This is a genomic window from Mycolicibacterium duvalii (assembly GCF_010726645.1).
GTDB classification, from domain to species: Bacteria; Actinomycetota; Actinomycetes; order Mycobacteriales; family Mycobacteriaceae; genus Mycobacterium; species Mycobacterium duvalii.
This window is the reverse complement of sequence record NZ_AP022563.1, coordinates 4,046,952-4,064,070: the sequence shown is the minus strand read 5'-3', so window position 1 is coordinate 4,064,070 and position 17,119 is coordinate 4,046,952. Positions and strand designations below refer to the sequence as shown.

The window sequence follows — 17,119 nt, the reverse complement described above, 5'->3', positions numbered from 1 at the left end:
ATGTCTCGCCCCGTTGCCCTGATCACCGGACCCACCTCCGGATTGGGCGAGGGCTTCGCCCGTCGTTATGCCGCCGATGGGTACGACCTCGTGCTGGTGGCCCGCGATGCGGAACGCCTCGATCGGTTGGCCGCCGAGCTCCGCGCCGGATCCGGAGTCGACGTGGAGGTGCTGCCCGCGGACCTGGCGGTCGAAGCGGACCGGCTGGCGGTGGCCGAGCGGCTCCGCGCCGGGGTCCGAGTCCTGGTCAACAACGCCGGGTTCGGCACTTCCGGTGAGTTCTGGTCAGCCGACTACGCGGTGCTGCAGAAGCAACTCGACGTCAATGTCACCGCGGTCATGCAACTCACCCACGCGGCGCTACCGTCGATGCTGGCCGCCGGCGCCGGAACGGTGCTCAATGTGGCCAGTGTCGCCGGCCTGGTGTCGGGACGGGGCTCGACCTACTCGGCGTCGAAGGCCTGGGTGGTGTCGTTCTCCGAGGGGCTGGCCAATGGCCTGGCCGGTACCGGCGTCGGAGTCCACGCCGTGTGTCCGGGATTCGTGCACACCGAATTCCACGCACGGGCTGGCATCGACATGGCCGGAACGCCGTCGCTTCTGTGGCTCGAAGTCGACGACGTGGTGCGCGACACCATGGCCGACATCGCCAAGGGCAAAGTCGTGATCATCCCCGGTCTGCAGTACAAGGTCTTGACCACCGCCAGCCGGATGGTGCCGCGAAACCTGGTGCGCGCGTTGACGAAAGTCGTGGGCAAGGGCCGTGGGCGAACCTGAGATCCAGTGCGGGTAGCCGCAATTCTGGCGGCGATGGTGCTCGTGGTCGCCGCCTGCTCGAGTGACGACGCGCCGCAACCCGTGTACGGCGCCGCCCACGCGAAAGTCGGGGAATCGCTGGCGATCCTCGGGTGGAACATGTCCGTGGCCAACCTGCGTTTCGATGCCGACCACGTCCTCGTCGACGTCGACGCCTCCCCCGCGCAGGAGGGGGCCCGGCCGATCGCGGCCGAGGACATCCGGTTCGGTCTGTACGGCGCACTCGCCCACCCCCTAGAAGCCCCGGCGCTGGGCGGATGTGAGAACGTGGCCAACCTCGACGTGGAGCCGCTGTCGGCGCCTACACCGGACCGGATGACGGGCACCGTGTGCCTGGGGCCGCTGCGGGACCAGTCGCAACTGCGTGGCGTGTACGTCTACTCGCCGCAGGACCGGATCCCCGGCACCACGGTCGCCTACCCGGCGGCGTTCCCGGTCGGCCTGCTGCCCACCAACGACACCGATACCGGTCTGAACCTGCGCACCACCAGCCTGGACGCTTTCCACGCCGACGGGACCAGGCTGGAACCCCCGGCACTCGGTGACCCGACGGCCTTCGAGGGCCAGGGTTACATGCTGATGGGGCTGCAGGCCGACGCCGTGGCGGCGCGTTACCGTGACGACTCCGCCGCGCGTGGCGGACCGCTGATGGTGCTGGCGGGTCCGACGCTGCCCGGCCGTGGGCTCAGCCATGCCTGCAGCACCTACGGTGCATCGGTCCTGGTGCTCCCCGAAGTGTCTCGAGACACAGTGCAGCTCAACGCGTCTCTGTGTACACAGGGGGAGATCAACCGGGCGCTGCTGTACGCCACGGTGTCCGTCGTGGGCACCCACGCGGGTCTCTGGACGGTCGATGAGCGACGCTGAACTGCCCGGTCCGACCGAGTGGGGCGACGGCAACGGGGTCGGCCCCTGGGACGGGCCGCTGCCCGATGATCCCCGGCTCGATCCAGAGTTGCTGCGCGAGGGTGACTCCCGCAACGTCGTCGATGCCTACCGGTACTGGTCGCGCGAGGCCATCATCGCCGATATCGACCGGCGCCGACACGGCCTCCACGTGGCCATCGAGAACTTCGGCAACGACGCCAACATCGGCGCGGTGGTCCGCACGGCCAACGCGTTCGCGGTGCACACGGTGCACATCGTCGGACGGCGCCGCTGGAATCGTCGCGGCGCCATGGTCACCGACCGCTATCAGCGGCTGTGCCACCACGACACCACCGCCGAACTGCTGGCGTTCGCCGCCCGGGCCGGGCTGACGGTGGTCGCGGTCGACAACGTGCCGGGCGCGACGCGCCTCGAACACGCTGCGCTGCCGCGGGACTGCCTGTTGATCTTCGGCCAGGAGGGCCCCGGTATCACCGCGGATGCGAAAGACGGTGCGGCATCAACGGTGTCGATCGCCCAGTTCGGCTCCACCCGCAGCATCAACGCCGCGGTCGCCGCCGGAATCGCCATGCACACCTGGGTCGTCCAGCACGCCGACCTCAGCCTGGCCTGGTAGCCGCGCGTCGCGCAGCAGTACCCACACCGCCGCCGCGGACGCCAACATCAGCACCGCACCGGCGCCGGCGGCGATGGCCAGCCCGGCCGTGAAGGCCTCCTGGGCAGCCGTCAGCAGTGACTGCGCCTGTCCGGCGGGAAGGTCGGCGGCCACTTGCGTGGCGGCCGCCAACGAGTCCCGGGCATGTTCGGCCGCGTCGGCCGGCACACCGGCCGGGCTGACGAAGCCGCGGTACACGCTGGTCACGATCGAACCCAGGGTCGCGATCCCGAGCGCCATGCCGAGCTCATAGGCGGTTTCGGACACCGCGGCCGCCGAGCCGGCCCGTTCTTTCGGCACGCTGGTCAGGATGACGTCGCTGGCGACGGTGAACGCCAGACCGAGGCCGACGCCGACCACGAACAGCGCCACGCCCAGCTGCGGGTAGGAGGTGTCCGGGCGGATCAGCGTCAGCGTCGCCATCGCCACCCCGACCATCGCCAGCCCCGCGGTCAGCACCGCGCGCTGACTGAACCAGCGCACCGCCAGCCCGGCCAGCACACCGAACACGGTGGCCGTCACTGCAGCGGGCAGTTCGGCCAACCCCGCGTGCAGCGGACCGTAGCCCTTGACCAGCTGAAAGAACTGGGACAGGAAGAACACCAGTCCCGAGAGCCCCAGTACTGAAAGAAGATTCGCCCCGACCACACCGGAGAACGCCCGGTTGGCGAACAACCGCACGTCGATCAGCGGGCTGGACAGCCGCAGCTGGCGACGGACGAACCAGACCAACGCGGTGACGCCGAGTGCCGCGGCGGCAGCCCCGTCGGCGCGCACGCCGCCGACGGCGGTCTCCTTGATCGCGTAGACCACCGCGAGGATGCCGACCATCGACAGCCCCACCGACGGCAGGTCCCACGGTCCCGGGTCCGGGTTACGGTGCTCCGGGAACAGCGCCATCCCGCCGACCACCAGGATCAGCATCACCGGCACGTTGATCAGCAACACCGAACCCCACCAGAAGTGCTCGAGCAGCACGCCGCCCAGCACCGGACCCAGCGCAGCTCCCGCCGAGAACGTCGCCGCCCAGATACCCACTGCCAGTGACCGTTCCCGTGGATCGCTGAAGATGCCGCGGATCAGGGCCAGCGTGGCCGGGGCCAGGGTCGCGCCCGCCACGCCCTGCAGGGCTCGTCCGGCGATCAGCAACTCGGCGGTCGGCGCGTAGGCACTCAGCGCGGACACGCCGGCGAATCCGACGGCGCCGATCAGCAGCAACTTGCGGTGCCCGACGCGGTCGCCGAGGCTGCCCATGCTGATCAGCAGGCTGGCCAGCACGAACGAGTAGATGTCGCCGATCCACAGGATCTCGGTGTTGGTCGCGCCCAGATCGCGGCTGATGAACGGGGTCGCCAGCGCCAGAACGGTGCCGTCGATGCCGATCAGCAGCACGGCCAGGGTGAGGAAGCCCAGTGCGAGCCACCGTCTGGTCATGGGGTGCGTACTCCGTTCAACAGCAATTCGACGATCAAGCGGTGAAAATCGCGGCCGGCGACCCGGCCGTTCTGGATCGCCCATGCGGCCCCGGCGACGAGGTTGTACAGAGCCTCGGTGAGCCAGGCCGCCGACAGATCGGGGCGGAACTCGCCGCTGCGCTGTCCGCGCTCGAACAGCGCGCTGATCGCCGCGTCGGCCTCGGCCCACCCCTGCAGCGAGTGCTCCATGTCGAGGTCCTGGGTCTGGCTGTAGAGCAGCGACAGGTACGGCGACACCGGTTCGCAGGCCGCCACCAGCCGGCCCAGCGCCTCGATGGCCGAACCGCGCTGCAACTCGGCGCTGTCGAGGGCTTGGTGCATCTGCGCGATCGCGAAGTCGTCGAGCGCGGCCAGCAGCGCGGGCTTGCCGGCGAAATGGCGGTGCAAGGTGGCACGGCTGACGCCGACGGCGGCGGCGATCTCATCCTGGGTCGCGTTGGGGCGCCGGCCCAGGAAATCCGCCGCCGCTCGCAACAGGTCCTCGCGCTCCACAGCCATGAGACGATAATAGATGATGTGAGACAAAAATGTCTCGCTGCGCGTCTTATCCGGCCGGCCGCCCAACCGCGGCCCGGTGAGGCAGGATCAAGACATGGACCAGATGTGGGCCAACCGCGCGGCCAGCGCCGAGACTGCCATCACCCGGCGCCACCTCCGGAGGCTGTGGGGCCTGCCCGGCACCCAGCTCGGTGTGGTGGCGTGGCCGGCCACCGGCCGGCACCGGCGATTCGGTACCTGGCACTACTGGTGGCAGGCCCACCTGCTGGACAACCTGGTCGACGCGCAGCTGCGCGACCCGAAGCCGGAGCGGCTCACGGCCATCGCCCGCCAAATCCGCGGCCACCGCATCCGCAACATCGGGCGGTGGACCAACGACTACTACGACGACATGGCGTGGCTGGCGCTGGCGCTGGAGCGCAGTGGCCGGCTGGTCGGGGTCGGCCGGGACAAAGCCCTCGACACATTGGCCGACCAGTTCCTGAGCTCCTGGGTGCCCGAGGACGGCGGCGGAATCCCGTGGCGCAAACAGGACCAGTTCTTCAACGCTCCGGCCAATGGCCCGGCCGGGATCTTCCTCGCCCGGTACGGAGACCGGTTACGGCGCGCGCAGCAGATGGCCGACTGGATCGACGAGACGCTGATCGATCCGGACACCAAGCTGGTGTTCGACGGGATCAAGGGCGGCTCGCTGGTCCGCGCGCAGTACACCTACTGCCAGGGCGTGGTGCTGGGGCTGGAGACCGAACTCGCCCGACGCACCACAGACGAGCGGCACCACCAGCGGGTGCACCGCCTGGTGGCCGCGGTCGCCGAGCACATGGCGCCCGACGGGGTGATCCGCGGTGCCGGCGGCGGCGACGGCGGCTTGTTCAACGGCATCCTGGCCCGCTACCTGGCCCTGGTCGCCACCGACCTGCCGTCGGCGGGGACCGAGGACGACGATGCTCGCCGGACCGCGCGCTCGCTGGTCACGTCCTCGGCGCGGGCCGCCTGGGACAATCGTCAAACCGTCGACGGCACTCCGCTGTTCGGTGCGTTCTGGGACCGCGCGGCCGAGCTGCCGACCGCGACGGCCGGGGATGCCCAGTTCGTGGACGGCGCGGTCAACTCGTCGGAGATACCCGAGCGCGACCTGTCGGTTCAGCTGTCCGGATGGATGCTCATGGAAGCAGCGCACACCGTGGCGGGTGACGAATCAGGCCCAGTGCCCGCAGGTGAGAGAGACTGAGACGACCGCTGCGCGGGGTTTCCCGCTGCTCCCGTCCCGGCGCAACCGCGGCAGTAAAGCCACCAGGACCACCGACAACACCGCCGCCGCGCTGCTGCTGATCAGCACGGTGGTGGCGATCGTGTGGGCGAATTCGCCCTGGGCGCAGAGCTATTGGACGCTGCTCGACACCCACGTCGGCATGGGGTTCGGAGCCCACCACTTCGAGATGTCGGTCAAACATCTCGTCAACGACGCGCTGATGGCGTTCTTCTTCTTCATCGTCGGGTTGGAGGTGACCCGGGAATTCACCATCGGCGAGTTGACCGACCGGTCCCGGGCAGCCGTTCCGGTGGTCGCTGCCGCGGCCGGTCTGGTGGTGCCCGCCGTGGTGTTCCTGGCGTTCAACCCGTCCGGGGACAACGCGCACGCGTGGGGCGTGGTGATCTCGACCGACACCGCGTTCCTGGTCGGTGCGCTGGCCATCATCAAGCCGGTGTTCCCGGCCCGGGTGCGGTTGTTCCTGCTCACGCTGGCGGTGGTGGACGACGTCGGAGCGCTGATCGCGATCGCGGTGTTCTACTCCGACGAACTGCGGGTCGGCCCGCTAGTGCTGTCGTTGGCGCTGCTCGTGGTGCTGGTCCTGGTGCGCAGGTTGCCCAGATGGCACGGTCCGGCCTACGCCGTGCTCGGCGTCGCGCTGTGGATCACGTTGTATCTGGCCGGCATTCACCCGACGCTGGCCGGCGTCGCGGTCGCGCTGTCCATCCCGGTGTTCACGCCGGAGCGCCGGCCGGTCGAGCGCGCCGTCGAGCAGATTCGGGCCTTTCGGCAGTCACCGAACTCCCGCTACGCGCGACAGGCCAGTCGCTCTCTGCGCGAATCGATTTCGATCAACGAGCGCCTGCAAACCTCGGTGGGCCCGGTGGTGGCCTTCGTCATCCTGCCGCTGTTCGCGCTGGTCAACGCCGGCGTCCGGCTCGACGCGCAGACGTTGGCCACGGCATTTCGGTCGCCGCTGACGTGGGGCATCATCTCCGGTCTGGTGGTGGGCAAGTTCGTCGGCATCACCGGCGCCACCTGGCTGATGCGGCGCACCGGACTGGGGGTGTTGGCGCCCGGGCTGTCCTTGCGGCGGGTCGCCGGCGGCGCCGCGCTGTCGGGCATCGGCTTCACGATCTCGCTGTTCATCGTCGACATCGCCATCGCCGAACCGGACCGCCAGGACCAGGCCCGCATCGGTGTGCTCACCGCCTCGGCGCTGGCGTTCGGCCTCGGCTGGTTGCTCTTCCGCGTCACCGACCGGCTCAGCCCGCCGGAGTCGGTGGGATCGAAGCTGTTACGGCCCGTCGATCCCGAGCGCGACCACATCCGGGGAAACCCGAACGCGCCGCTGGTGCTCGTCGAGTACGGGGATTTCGAGTGCCCGTTCTGCAGCCGGGCCACCGGGATGATCGACGAGGTGCGGGCCCACTTCGGGGCCGACCTGCTCTACGTGTGGCGCCACTTCCCGCTCGAAAGGGCCCATCCGCGGGCCTTCGACGCGGCACGGGCCAGCGAGGCGGCCGCGCTGCAAGGCAGGTTCTGGGAGATGGCGCACGAACTGTTCGACCATCAGGACGATCTGGAGTGGTCGGACATGTACCGGTACGCGGTGGCCGTCGGCTGCGACATCGAGCGATTCGACCAGGACGTCCGGGTGCACTCGACCAAAGTGCTGCACCGGGTCACCGACGACGCCGACGACGCCGAGGAGATGGACCTCAACGCGACGCCGACACTGTTCGTCAACGGAGTGCGGCACCGCGGACCCTGGGACGCCGCGAGCCTGATCCGGGTCCTCGAGCGGGGCCGGCCTTAGGTGCTGGCTTCGGGTTCGGCGGCACCGCCGGCCTGGCGCGCCGCTTTCCGCCGCTTGTACCACTCGAAGGCGATCGGCAGCACCGACAGCGCCACGATGCCCAACACGATCGGCTCGAGCAGCGTCTGGATGATCTCGAAGCGTCCGAGCCAGTACCCGAGAACGGTCAGCCCCACCCCCCAGATGACGGCGCCGACGGCGTTGAAGAGGGTGAACACCGCGTAGTTCATCCGGGCCGCGCCGGCCGTGATCGGCGCCAGCGTGCGCACGATCGGCACGAAGCGCGCGATCACGATGGCGAATGGACCGCGTTGTTCGAAGAACAGGTGCGCCTCGTCGAGGTACCGCTGCTTGAGGAACCGGGCGTCGGGCTTGAACATCGCGGTCCCGATGTTGCGGCCGATCCAGTAGCCGACCTGGGCGCCGAGCACCGCCGCGATCGGGATGAACAGCACCAGCTGCCAGAGTTCGAAGTTGGCCGGCACCGTGCCGTCCTGCGCGGCGGCCGCGGTACCGGCGGCCAGCATGCCCGCGACGAACAACAGCGAGTCGCCGGGCAGGATCGGGAACAGTACGCCGGACTCCACGAACACGACCAGCAGCAGGCCGATCAGCGCCCACGTGCCGAAGTAGCTGAGGAGATTGATCGGGTCCAGGAAATCGGGCATCAGCGCGAGATTGTCGACGACCACGGCTTCCAAGCGTACCGGCGCCTTAAGCTCGACTATGCCCACTCATCAGGCCGTCCATGTCGCCTCTGCCAACGCGCCGTTGACCTTGGTCGAGGTCGACACCCCTGCCCCGTCGTCCGGTCACGTCCGTATCGATGTCGCGGCGTGCGGCGTCTGCGGAACCGACCACGGCTTCGTGACCGGCGGTTTCCCGGGTCTGACCTGGCCGCTGACCCCGGGCCACGAAATCGCCGGCACCGTCGCCGAGGTGGGTGACGGGGTGGAGGGCTTCGCCACCGGCGACCGGGTCGCGGTCGGTTGGTTCGGCGGAAATTGCCACCACTGCGTGCCGTGTCGGCAGGCCTTCTTCATGCAGTGCGAGAACATGCAGGTGCCCAGCTGGCACTACCCCGGCGGTTACGCCGAGTCGGTCACCGTGCCGGTGACCGCGTTGGCGCGCATCCCCGACGAGTTGTCGTTCGTCGAGGCCGCCCCGATGGGATGTGCGGGCGTGACCACCTTCAACGCATTGCGCCGGACCCGCGCCAAGGCCGGTGACCTCGTCGCAGTGCTCGGCATCGGCGGGCTCGGCCACCTCGGCGTGCAATGGTCCCGGGCGATGGGGTTCGAAACCGTGGCGATCGCCCGCGGTGCGGCCAAGGAGGCCGACGCACGCGAACTGGGTGCCCACCACTACATCGACTCGACCTCGAGCGACGTGTCCGCCGAACTGCGGCGGCTGGGCGGGGCGGTGGCGGTGCTCGCCACGGCGGCCAACGCGCAGGCGATGGCCGACACCGTCGGCGGGCTCGGCCCGCAGGGTGAGCTCGTCGTCGTCGGCGTCACCGCCGACCCGCTGCCGATCTCGCCGATGCAGCTGATCACGCCGGGCGTGTCGGTGACGGGGCACCCGTCGGGCACGTCGCGCGACGTCGAGGAAACCATGCGGTTCGCGGTGCGCAGCGGGGTGCGCGCCATGGTCGAGGAACGGCCGCTGGCCGAGGCGGCCGACGCCTATGCCGCGATGGACGAGGGACGGGCGCGGTACCGGATGGTTCTCACCGTGTAATCCGGCGGCTTTCCTGGGATACTGCGGTATGCCGATCGCGACGCCCGAGGTCTACGCCGAGATGCTGGACCGCGCCAAAGAACACGGGTTCGCATTCCCGGCCATCAACTGCGTCGGCTCGGAATCGGTGAACGCCGCAATCAAGGGCTTCGCCGATGCCGGTTCTGACGGCATCATCCAATTCTCCACCGGTGGAGCGGAATTCGCTTCCGGCCTGGGGGTAAAGGACATGGTGACGGGCGCGGTGGCACTGGCCGAGTTCGCCCATGTGGTGGCGCAGCGATACCCGATCACGGTGGCGCTGCACACCGACCACTGCCCCAAGGACAAGCTCGACACCTACGTGCGCCCGCTGCTGGCGATCTCGGCCGAACGCGTCGCCCGCGGGGACAATCCGTTGTTCCAGTCGCACATGTGGGACGGCTCGGCGGTGCCGATCGACGAGAACCTGGCCATCGCACAGGAACTGCTGGGCGAGGCCGCTGCGGCCAAGATCATCCTCGAGGTCGAGATCGGTGTGGTCGGCGGCGAGGAGGACGGGGTCGAGGCCGAGATCAACGACAAGCTGTACACCACGGCCGAGGATTTCGAGAAGACCATCGACGCGCTCGGCGCCGGCGAGCGCGGCCGGTACCTGCTGGCGGCCACGTTCGGCAACGTGCACGGCGTCTACAAGCCGGGCAACGTGGTGCTGCGGCCCGAGGTGCTGGCCGAGGGCCAGCAGGTCGCCGCCGCGAAACTGGGACTGCCGACCGGCGCCAAGCCGTTCGACTTCGTCTTCCACGGCGGATCGGGCTCGCTGAAGTCCGAGATCGAGGACGCGTTGCGCTACGGCGTGGTGAAGATGAACGTCGACACCGACACGCAGTACGCGTTCAGTCGTCCGATCGTCGGGCACATGTTCAGCCACTACGACGGCGTGCTCAAGGTGGACGGCGAGGTGGGCAACAAGAAGGTCTACGACCCCCGCAGCTATTTGAAGAAGGCCGAGGCCTCGATGAGCGAGCGGGTGGTCGAGGCGTGCGCGGATCTGCACAGCGCGGGCCGGAGCGTGACCGCGGGCTGAGCCGGCCGGAATCCAGGGTCTCGCCTGCGCGGATCATCGAGGTCTGCGTTTTGCAGAGAAAGTGCGAGTAGACCGCTACAAAACGTGGATCTCGATGGAGCCGGCGAGGCGGGGTCGGCTGAGCCGGCGTGTCAGATCGGGCCGATCAGTTGGTCTGACAGACCTTCCACTGGTCGTCGCGGAACTGCAGGTCGAAGCTACGTGTCGAGCGGGTCTGCGGCGCATAGGCCATGAACGTGGTGACGTTGGCCTCCGCGTGGTCGCCGTTGATCACCACCTGGTCGATGCTGGCCACCACCGGGTACTGCTTGGCCGCCGCCACCCGCTTGTGGATCTCGGCCCAGCGCTCGTCGCTGTAGTTGACGTAGGTGTCGCGCTTCGAGCCGCAGGTGATGCTGCGCAACGTGGCCAGGTCGCCGTTCTGCACCGCGGTGTCGAAGTTCTGGATGGTGGTGCGCACCTGCTCTTCCTGCGACACCCCGGCCACCCCGCCCCTGGTCAGCAGGATCGTGCCCACGATCGCGACGACGGCCAGCACCGCGATGATCACCACGATCGCGGCCACCCAGCCCCAGTGACGCTTCTGCTTGGCCGGCTTGGGGGCTTCGCCACGTGGCGGAATCACCTGCGGCCCGGCCGATTTCTGGGAGGCGAACACCTCGGTGGCCGGCTCGTTGGGCCGGTTGATGATCTGGGTGGATCCGGCGTCGAAACCCGACGGCGCCGTGTACCGGCGCTCCCCGGGCTCCTCCGGTTGACCCAACCCGGGCGGCGGCTGCGGCGAGATGACCTCGGTCGCGGGCTCATGCTCCGGATCCGGTTCCGGCAGCACTTCGGTCTCGGCATCCGGCGGCGTCTGATCGTCGGCCGGCGTGTCCGGACGCTCGGGCCCTGTGGGGTTCGACATCGGTGTGGCGGTCCTCCCTAACGACGCTACGGCCGAAGCTTAGCCATCCGCGGTGACGGGCGCGCACGCCCGCACGGCACAATGACGCCATGACTCGGATGGGTGACCTTCTCGGACCCGAACCAGTGTTCCTGCCCGGCGACCCTGCCGCCGAGGCGGAACTCGACGCGGCGGAGAACCCGGCCATCGTGGCCGCGGCGCATCCGACGGCGTCGATCGCGTGGGCGGTGCTCGCCGAACGGGCCCTCGACGACGGTCAGGCCGTGACCGCCTACGCCTACGCCCGCACCGGCTACCACCGGGGTCTGGACCAGCTGCGCCGCAACGGGTGGAAGGGGTTCGGTCCGGTGCCGTTCAGGCACGAGCCCAATCGCGGGTTCCTGCGGTGTGTGGCGGCGCTGGCCCGCGCGGCGGACACGATCGGCGAAGTCGACGAATACCAGCGCTGCCTGGATCTGCTCGACGACTGTGACCCGGGTGCCCGAGGCGCCCTGGGCCTGGCCTGACGCCTACCGGTCGCCGCTGCCGCACTCGCAGTCGGCGGCCGCGTCGGGCGGCTCGACCTGGACGGTCGAATGGTCCAGCCCGCGCGCGGTGAGCACCGCGCGCGCGTCGTCGAGCACCTGTGCGGAGTCCCGCTTGCTGGTCAGGTGTGCGGTGACCATGTCCTTGCCCGGCACCAGCGTCCAGACGTGCAGGTCGTGCACTTCGGTGACTCCGTCGACCGCGGACAACGCCTGCCGCAATTCCTCGACGTCGATGTGGCTGGGGGATGTCTCGGACAGAATCCGCAGCGCGGCCCGCGCCAGTGAGATCGCGCGCGGCAGCACCCACAGCGCGACGAAGACCGCGACGACGATGTCGGCGTAGGGCCACCCGGTGGTCACGGTGACGATGCCGGCGATCAGTACGCCGACACTGCCGACGGTGTCGGCCAGCACCTCCATGTAGGCACCCTTGACCGCCAGGCTCTGCTGGGAGTGCGAGCGCAGCAGCACCACCACGACGAGGTTGGCCGCCAGTCCGGCCAGCGCGACGACGATCAGCGGGACGCCGGGCACCTCGGGGGCGTCGCCGATCCTCTCGACCGCCTCGTACAGGATGAACGTCGCCACGCCGAGCAGCAGCACCGCATTGGCGACCGCGGTGAACACCTCGGCGCGGTGCCAGCCGTACGTGCGTGCCGGTGAGGTGCTGCCGCGCCGGGCCAGCAGCACGGCGGTCAGGCCCATGAACATCGCAACCAGATCGGTGAGCATGTGGCCGGCGTCGGCCAGCAGTGCGATCGAGTTGATCGCCAGCGCGGTGAACAGTTCGACCAGGAAGAACGCGGTCAGAATGAGCGCGGCCAGAATCATCCGGGAGACCCGGGCGTCGGCCTGGCCGTGGTCGTGTCCCGCACCCATGGCGGCGAATATATGCGAATAACCGCATATATGGCAAGGAGTGCGGCCGGGCTACATCCAGGCCGACCAGAAGCGAGTCAGTTGGCTGCCTATCGACGACAGCGCGGCCGGAACCCCCGACAGGTCGAAAGCCCAGTACACCGCCGCGAAGAACCACCCGTTCAGCGGCGGCGTGAGCAGCACCACCAGCAGCAGCAGGAAACCCCACTGCCGGAGGGGCGCGATCGCGCGCCGGGTCTGCGGGCTCAGGTGCGGCTCCAGCGCGCCGTAGCCGTCCAGTCCCGGGATCGGCAGCAGGTTCAGCAGCACGGCGGTCACCTGGAGGAAGGCCAGGAACGCCAGCCCGGCCCAGAACACCGCATGCCCAGGGTCGAAGAAGAGCCGGGTCGCCGCGAGCAGGATCACGGCCAGCACCACGTTCATCGCCGGTCCGGCCAGGCTGACCACGGTCAGCTGCCGGCGCGTCATCGCCGCGGTCTGCAGATAAACCGCCCCGCCGGGCAGGCCGATCCCGCCCAGCGCGATGAACAGCACCGGCAGCCCGAGCGACAGCAGCGGATGGGAGTACTTGAACGGGTTGAGTGTCAGGTAGCCGCGGGCCTCGACTCCGTGATCGCCGTAACGCCACGCGGTGTACGCGTGTCCGAACTCGTGCAGGCACAGTGACACCAGCCAGCCGCCCAGCACCAGGATGAAGACCCCGATGTAGGCCAGCGGCTGGACCCGCTCCGCGGACTGCCAGGCCAGCACGCCACCAAGGCCGGTGGTGGCCACCAGCAGCCAGAAGGCCCAACTGGGCCGGACCGACCGGCGGGCCGAGGTCGTGCTCACGGCGGGCCGAACCGGGCGGTGGGTACCCGGGCCCATCCCTCGGTGTGGCGGTAGAACGTCGAGCGCCGCACCTCCCGGGCGTGCGGCTGGCCGTCGCGGACCACCCGCGCGCCGGTCGTACCCAACTGCGCAGCGCGTCCGGCCACCCACCGTGCCGGCCGCAGCGGGCCCCGCCACACCGTGGCGCGCAACCCGGGCAGCGCGGCCGTCGGTTCGACCCGCACCGCCGGGGCGTGACCGTCGAACAGCCGCGCGTCGTCGACTATGGCCTCGCCTTCGATCGCGGTCCGGTCCTCGGGCGGCAGCCAGTAGGCCGCGCGTGTGATCACCGCCCCGGTCTCGTCGCGGATCAGCGGAGTGCGCACCGCGCTCGCGCGCCGGGCGCGGCGCGCCTGCCACCAGCGCCGCACGTGGGCCACCTCGATGTCGAGGCGCTCACTTCGCAGCAGCTGCTTGAGCACTGCGGACAGGTCGGAGTGGGAGCCGACCACGAGGATCCGACGACCTGCGACGACATCCTCGACGCGGTCCAGTACGGGCAGATCGCGCAGGGCCCGCGGCAGCCGCCGGTGCGCGCCGCGGTACACCGCGATGGGGTAGGAGTCCACGCTGCTCCTTGGCAGGGCCGGGATCAGATAAGGTAGCTCACCGGCTGCACACATTATCGAGGGCGGAATGCTCGGAAGACAGCGGGAGACGACGCATGCCGGCAATCGTCCTCATCGGCGCCCAGTGGGGTGACGAGGGCAAGGGGAAAGCCACAGATCTGCTCGGTGGACGTGTCCAGTGGGTGGTGCGCTACCAGGGCGGCAACAATGCGGGCCACACCGTGGTTCTGCCCACGGGAGAGAACTTCGCGCTGCACCTGATCCCGTCGGGCATCCTGACCCCCGGGGTGACCAACGTGATCGGCAACGGTGTGGTCGTCGACCCGGCGGTGCTGCTGACCGAGCTGCGCGGCCTCGAGGACCGCAACGTCGACACCGAGCGGTTGTTGATCTCGGCCGACGCGCACCTGCTCATGCCATACCACGTCGCGATCGACAAGGTGGTGGAGCGCTACGCCGGCAGCAAGAAGATCGGCACCACCGGCCGCGGCATCGGTCCCTGTTACCAGGACAAGATCGCCCGGCAGGGCATCCGGGTCGCCGACGTGCAGGACCCGCAGGTGCTGGCCGAGAAGATCGAGGGCGCACTGGAATTCAAGAACCAGGTGCTGGTCAAGATCTACAACCGCAAGGCGCTCGACCCGGCCGAGGTGGTCGACACGCTGCTCGAGCAGGCCGAGGGCTTCAAACACCGCATCGCCGATGCCCGGTTGCTGCTCAACACCGCGCTCGAACGCGGCGAGACGGTGCTGCTGGAGGGTTCGCAGGGCACGCTGCTCGACGTCGATCACGGCACGTATCCCTTTGTCACGTCGTCTAATCCGACCGCCGGTGGAGCGTCGGTCGGCTCGGGCATCGGGCCCACCCGCATCACGACGGTGCTCGGGATCCTGAAGGCCTACACCACCAGGGTCGGCTCCGGCCCGTTCCCGACCGAGCTGTTCGACGAGCACGGCGAGTACCTGGCCAAGACCGGCGGCGAGGTCGGTGTCACCACCGGTCGCGCCCGCCGCTGCGGCTGGTTCGACGCCGTCATCGCCCGCTACGCCACGCGGGTCAACGGCATCACCGACTACTTTTTGACCAAGCTCGACGTGCTCTCGAGCCTGCAGACCGTGCCGATCTGTGTCGGCTACACCGTCGACGGCAAACGCACCGACGAGATGCCGATGACGCAGAGCGACATCGCCCGCGCCGAACCGATCTACGAGGAGATGCCCGGTTGGTGGGAGGACATCTCCGGCGCCCGGGAATTCGAGGATCTGCCGGCCAAGGCCCGGGACTACGTGTTGCGCCTCGAAGAGCTTGCCGGGGCGCATGTTTCGTGCATCGGGGTCGGGCCGGGGCGGGATCAGACCATCGTGCGCCGCGATGTGCTGGCGGCCCGTTGATGTCGGCTGACTACGGGCTCGATCCGCGTCGCGTAGATCCGGACTACGACCGCCACGGCGGCTTCCCGGTCTTCGAGCCGGCCCAGCCCGGCCCGGGGTTCGAGCGGTTCCTGACCGCGATGCGCCGTGCCCAGGACCTGGCCGTGTCGGCGGACCCGGATCCGGCCACCTGGGAGGACGCGGCCGACCGCGTCGAAGCCCTCGTCGATCTGCTGGACCCCTACACCGCCGGGGAGGGCGTCGGCCCCGCCAACCGGGTGCCGTCGCTGCCCGGTGCGGGGAGCCTGCTGATGCCGCCGTGGACGGTGACGAAGTTCGAGGCCGACGGCATCGAGTTGGAGGTCACGTTCAGCCGCTACCACGTCGGCGGCAACCACGCCGTACACGGCGGTGTGCTGCCGCTGCTGTTCGACTCCATGTTCGGCATGGTCATCCACGCGACCGGCCGGCCGATCAGCCGCACCGCGTTCTTGCACGTGGACTACCGCAGGGTGACTCCCGTCGACACCACGCTGACCGCGCGGGGCTGGTTGCGGGAAGCCGAGGGGCGCAAGGCGTTCGTCAACGCCGAACTGCTCGACGCCGAGGGGAACGTGCTCGCCGAGTCCAACGGCCTGATGATCCGCCTCTTGCCCGGCCAACCGTGAACTCCGATGGAAAAGGGGTTCGGCGAATTCTTCCGGAGCTGGTGGCGGCAGCCGTTCGACTTCGACTGGACTGAGCGGCATTTCCGATCGCGCGGATTCCAGCGCGTGCACCAGGTGTTCATCGGCGCCTTCGCGTTGCTCTACGGCGTCACTGCGACGCTGACGGCGAACAGCGAGCTGCTCGACGGCGGCCCCCCGGGCGCGCAGGTCATCGTGATGGTCATCGCGGTGAGCTCCACGGTGCTCGGCGTCATCTGGATCGTCGGGCCGTGGCCCTCGGCCACGCAGTCGGCGGGCTTCGTGGTCTACGCCGACCTCGCCGTGGTCGCGGTGATCTTCTGCTGCGCCGACGCGTTCACCGCGATGCCCGGACTCGCACTGCTGGCGGCCAACGGTATCTACGTCGTCATCGCGCACGGGCCGCGTGCGCTGCTCGCGCACCTGGTGTTCACCACCGCGGCGTTCGCCTACTTCTACGGCATGGCGTTGTACCAGGAAACCGCCACGCCCGAGATCACCACGGTGCGGCTGTTGGTCCTGATGCCGACGGTCATCGGAGTGCCGGTGATCGTGCAGTCCTATCTGCTGGCACTACGGACCGGTGCGATGGACGCGCTGCACGACCCGCTGACGCGGCTGTACAACCGGCGCGGCTTCGACTCCGACGTGACCGAACTGGTGCCGACCGGAAGCGGCCGTATCGGCGTGCTGGCCATCGACGTCGACAAGTTCAAGGCGATCAACGACAGTCACGGCCACGACGCGGGGGACCGGGTACTCGTCGCGGTTGCCGACGCGGCGCGCGACGCGGTGGCGCAGTCGGGGGTGCGCTCGGTCAGTGCCCGCACCGGCGGCGAAGAGTTCGTGATCGTCGCCGACGCCGAACCGGCCGTGATGGCCCGGCTGGCCGAGCGGCTGCACCAGGCGCTGGCGGCCAGCGCCGCGGCGGTGGTGCCGACGGTCAGCATCGGGGTCGCCACCATGCGTCTCGACGGGCACGACGTCCGCACGGCGGTGCGCGCCCTAGTCGAGCACGCCGATCAGGCGATGTACCGGGCCAAGCACGCCGGCGGCAACCAGACCGTGGTCGCCGAACCGATCGTGCCCGACTGAGAGCGTC

Annotated in this window: 18 protein-coding genes; 11 read left to right on the top strand and 7 right to left on the bottom strand. The window is 69.4% G+C overall.

Features of this window, described 5'->3' with window-relative positions:
- Genes G6N31_RS19230 through G6N31_RS19220 form a run of 3 tightly spaced genes read left to right on the top strand, consistent with a single transcriptional unit; the run spans nucleotide 1 to nucleotide 2,320 of the window.
- Nucleotides 1-777: an SDR family NAD(P)-dependent oxidoreductase gene (locus G6N31_RS19230; protein WP_098005534.1), complete on the top strand. Its 777-nt coding sequence runs from the start codon at nucleotides 1-3 to the stop codon at nucleotides 775-777.
- A 33-nt stretch (nucleotides 778-810) separates the two neighbouring features.
- Complete coding sequence (locus G6N31_RS19225; RefSeq protein WP_276057844.1) at nucleotides 811-1,683, top strand: hypothetical protein; 873 nt, start codon at nucleotides 811-813, stop codon at nucleotides 1,681-1,683.
- Nucleotides 1,670-2,320, top strand: coding sequence for a TrmH family RNA methyltransferase (locus tag G6N31_RS19220; protein ID WP_098005538.1), 651 nt, complete (start codon nucleotides 1,670-1,672; stop codon nucleotides 2,318-2,320). The genes G6N31_RS19225 and G6N31_RS19220 overlap by 14 nt, the downstream gene beginning before the upstream one ends.
- Here the strand turns inward: G6N31_RS19220 and G6N31_RS19215 are convergent.
- Nucleotides 2,204-3,793, bottom strand: coding sequence for an MFS transporter (locus tag G6N31_RS19215; protein ID WP_133117721.1), 1,590 nt, complete (start codon nucleotides 3,791-3,793; stop codon nucleotides 2,204-2,206). The two genes, G6N31_RS19220 and G6N31_RS19215, sit on opposite strands and share 117 nt — an antisense overlap.
- Nucleotides 3,790-4,332: a TetR/AcrR family transcriptional regulator gene (locus G6N31_RS19210; protein ID WP_098005539.1), complete on the bottom strand. Its 543-nt coding sequence runs from the start codon at nucleotides 4,330-4,332 to the stop codon at nucleotides 3,790-3,792. The genes G6N31_RS19215 and G6N31_RS19210 overlap by 4 nt, the downstream gene beginning before the upstream one ends.
- A 94-nt stretch (nucleotides 4,333-4,426) precedes the next feature.
- Here G6N31_RS19210 and G6N31_RS19205 point away from each other — a divergent pair, with 94 nt between their 5' ends.
- Both G6N31_RS19205 and nhaA read left to right on the top strand, forming a co-directional pair.
- The gene (locus G6N31_RS19205) at nucleotides 4,427-5,563 is read left to right on the top strand and encodes a glycoside hydrolase family 76 protein (protein WP_098005540.1); all 1,137 of its coding nucleotides are present in this window, start codon (nucleotides 4,427-4,429) and stop codon (nucleotides 5,561-5,563) included.
- Nucleotides 5,550-7,403 carry a Na+/H+ antiporter NhaA gene (nhaA, locus tag G6N31_RS19200; RefSeq protein ID WP_098005542.1) on the top strand — a complete coding sequence of 618 codons (1,854 nt, stop codon included), beginning with the start codon at nucleotides 5,550-5,552 and terminating at the stop codon, nucleotides 7,401-7,403. Before G6N31_RS19205 ends, nhaA begins: the two co-directional genes overlap by 14 nt.
- On the opposite strand, the gene G6N31_RS19195 is transcribed toward nhaA, so the two are convergent.
- The gene (locus G6N31_RS19195) at nucleotides 7,400-8,071 is read right to left on the bottom strand and encodes a DedA family protein (protein WP_098005592.1); all 672 of its coding nucleotides are present in this window, start codon (nucleotides 8,069-8,071) and stop codon (nucleotides 7,400-7,402) included. The two genes, nhaA and G6N31_RS19195, sit on opposite strands and share 4 nt — an antisense overlap.
- A 58-nt stretch (nucleotides 8,072-8,129) precedes the next feature.
- Here G6N31_RS19195 and G6N31_RS19190 point away from each other — a divergent pair, with 58 nt between their 5' ends.
- Nucleotides 8,130-9,143: an alcohol dehydrogenase catalytic domain-containing protein gene (locus tag G6N31_RS19190; protein WP_098005544.1), complete on the top strand. Its 1,014-nt coding sequence runs from the start codon at nucleotides 8,130-8,132 to the stop codon at nucleotides 9,141-9,143.
- Nucleotides 9,144-9,171: 28 nt separating this feature from the next.
- On the top strand, nucleotides 9,172-10,209 hold the full coding sequence (gene fbaA, locus G6N31_RS19185) for a class II fructose-bisphosphate aldolase (RefSeq protein WP_098005546.1): 1,038 nt from the start codon (nucleotides 9,172-9,174) through the stop codon (nucleotides 10,207-10,209).
- Between the two features lie 145 nt (nucleotides 10,210-10,354).
- Here fbaA and G6N31_RS19180 read toward each other — a convergent pair whose 3' ends face one another.
- Nucleotides 10,355-11,116, bottom strand: coding sequence for an Rv0361 family membrane protein (locus tag G6N31_RS19180; protein WP_098005548.1), 762 nt, complete (start codon nucleotides 11,114-11,116; stop codon nucleotides 10,355-10,357).
- An 89-nt stretch (nucleotides 11,117-11,205) separates the two neighbouring features.
- Here G6N31_RS19180 and G6N31_RS19175 point away from each other — a divergent pair, with 89 nt between their 5' ends.
- Entirely contained in the window at nucleotides 11,206-11,622 is a 417-nt protein-coding gene (locus tag G6N31_RS19175; protein ID WP_098005550.1) for a DUF3151 domain-containing protein, read from the top strand.
- Nucleotides 11,623-11,625: 3 nt separating this feature from the next.
- On the opposite strand, the gene G6N31_RS19170 is transcribed toward G6N31_RS19175, so the two are convergent.
- Genes G6N31_RS19170 through G6N31_RS19160 form a run of 3 tightly spaced genes read right to left on the bottom strand, consistent with a single transcriptional unit; the run spans nucleotide 11,626 to nucleotide 13,961 of the window.
- Entirely contained in the window at nucleotides 11,626-12,522 is an 897-nt protein-coding gene (locus G6N31_RS19170) for a cation diffusion facilitator family transporter (protein WP_098005552.1), read from the bottom strand.
- 51 nt (nucleotides 12,523-12,573) lie between these two features.
- Nucleotides 12,574-13,389 (bottom strand): site-2 protease family protein, encoded by an 816-nt coding sequence (locus G6N31_RS19165; protein WP_098005554.1) that lies wholly within the window; start codon nucleotides 13,387-13,389, stop codon nucleotides 12,574-12,576.
- Nucleotides 13,350-13,961 carry a peptidase M50 gene (locus G6N31_RS19160; RefSeq protein ID WP_098005556.1) on the bottom strand — a complete coding sequence of 204 codons (612 nt, stop codon included), beginning with the start codon at nucleotides 13,959-13,961 and terminating at the stop codon, nucleotides 13,350-13,352. The genes G6N31_RS19165 and G6N31_RS19160 overlap by 40 nt, the downstream gene beginning before the upstream one ends.
- A 95-nt stretch (nucleotides 13,962-14,056) precedes the next feature.
- Between G6N31_RS19160 and G6N31_RS19155 the strand changes: the two genes are divergently transcribed.
- Genes G6N31_RS19155 through G6N31_RS19145 form a run of 3 tightly spaced genes read left to right on the top strand, consistent with a single transcriptional unit; the run spans nucleotide 14,057 to nucleotide 17,112 of the window.
- Complete coding sequence (locus tag G6N31_RS19155; protein WP_098005558.1) at nucleotides 14,057-15,352, top strand: adenylosuccinate synthase; 1,296 nt, start codon at nucleotides 14,057-14,059, stop codon at nucleotides 15,350-15,352.
- Nucleotides 15,352-15,999: a PaaI family thioesterase gene (locus G6N31_RS19150; protein WP_098005560.1), complete on the top strand. Its 648-nt coding sequence runs from the start codon at nucleotides 15,352-15,354 to the stop codon at nucleotides 15,997-15,999. The genes G6N31_RS19155 and G6N31_RS19150 overlap by 1 nt, the downstream gene beginning before the upstream one ends.
- A gap of 6 nt (nucleotides 16,000-16,005) precedes the next feature.
- Entirely contained in the window at nucleotides 16,006-17,112 is a 1,107-nt protein-coding gene (locus tag G6N31_RS19145; RefSeq protein ID WP_098005562.1) for a GGDEF domain-containing protein, read from the top strand.
- The last annotated feature ends 7 nt before the right edge of the window (nucleotides 17,113-17,119 follow it).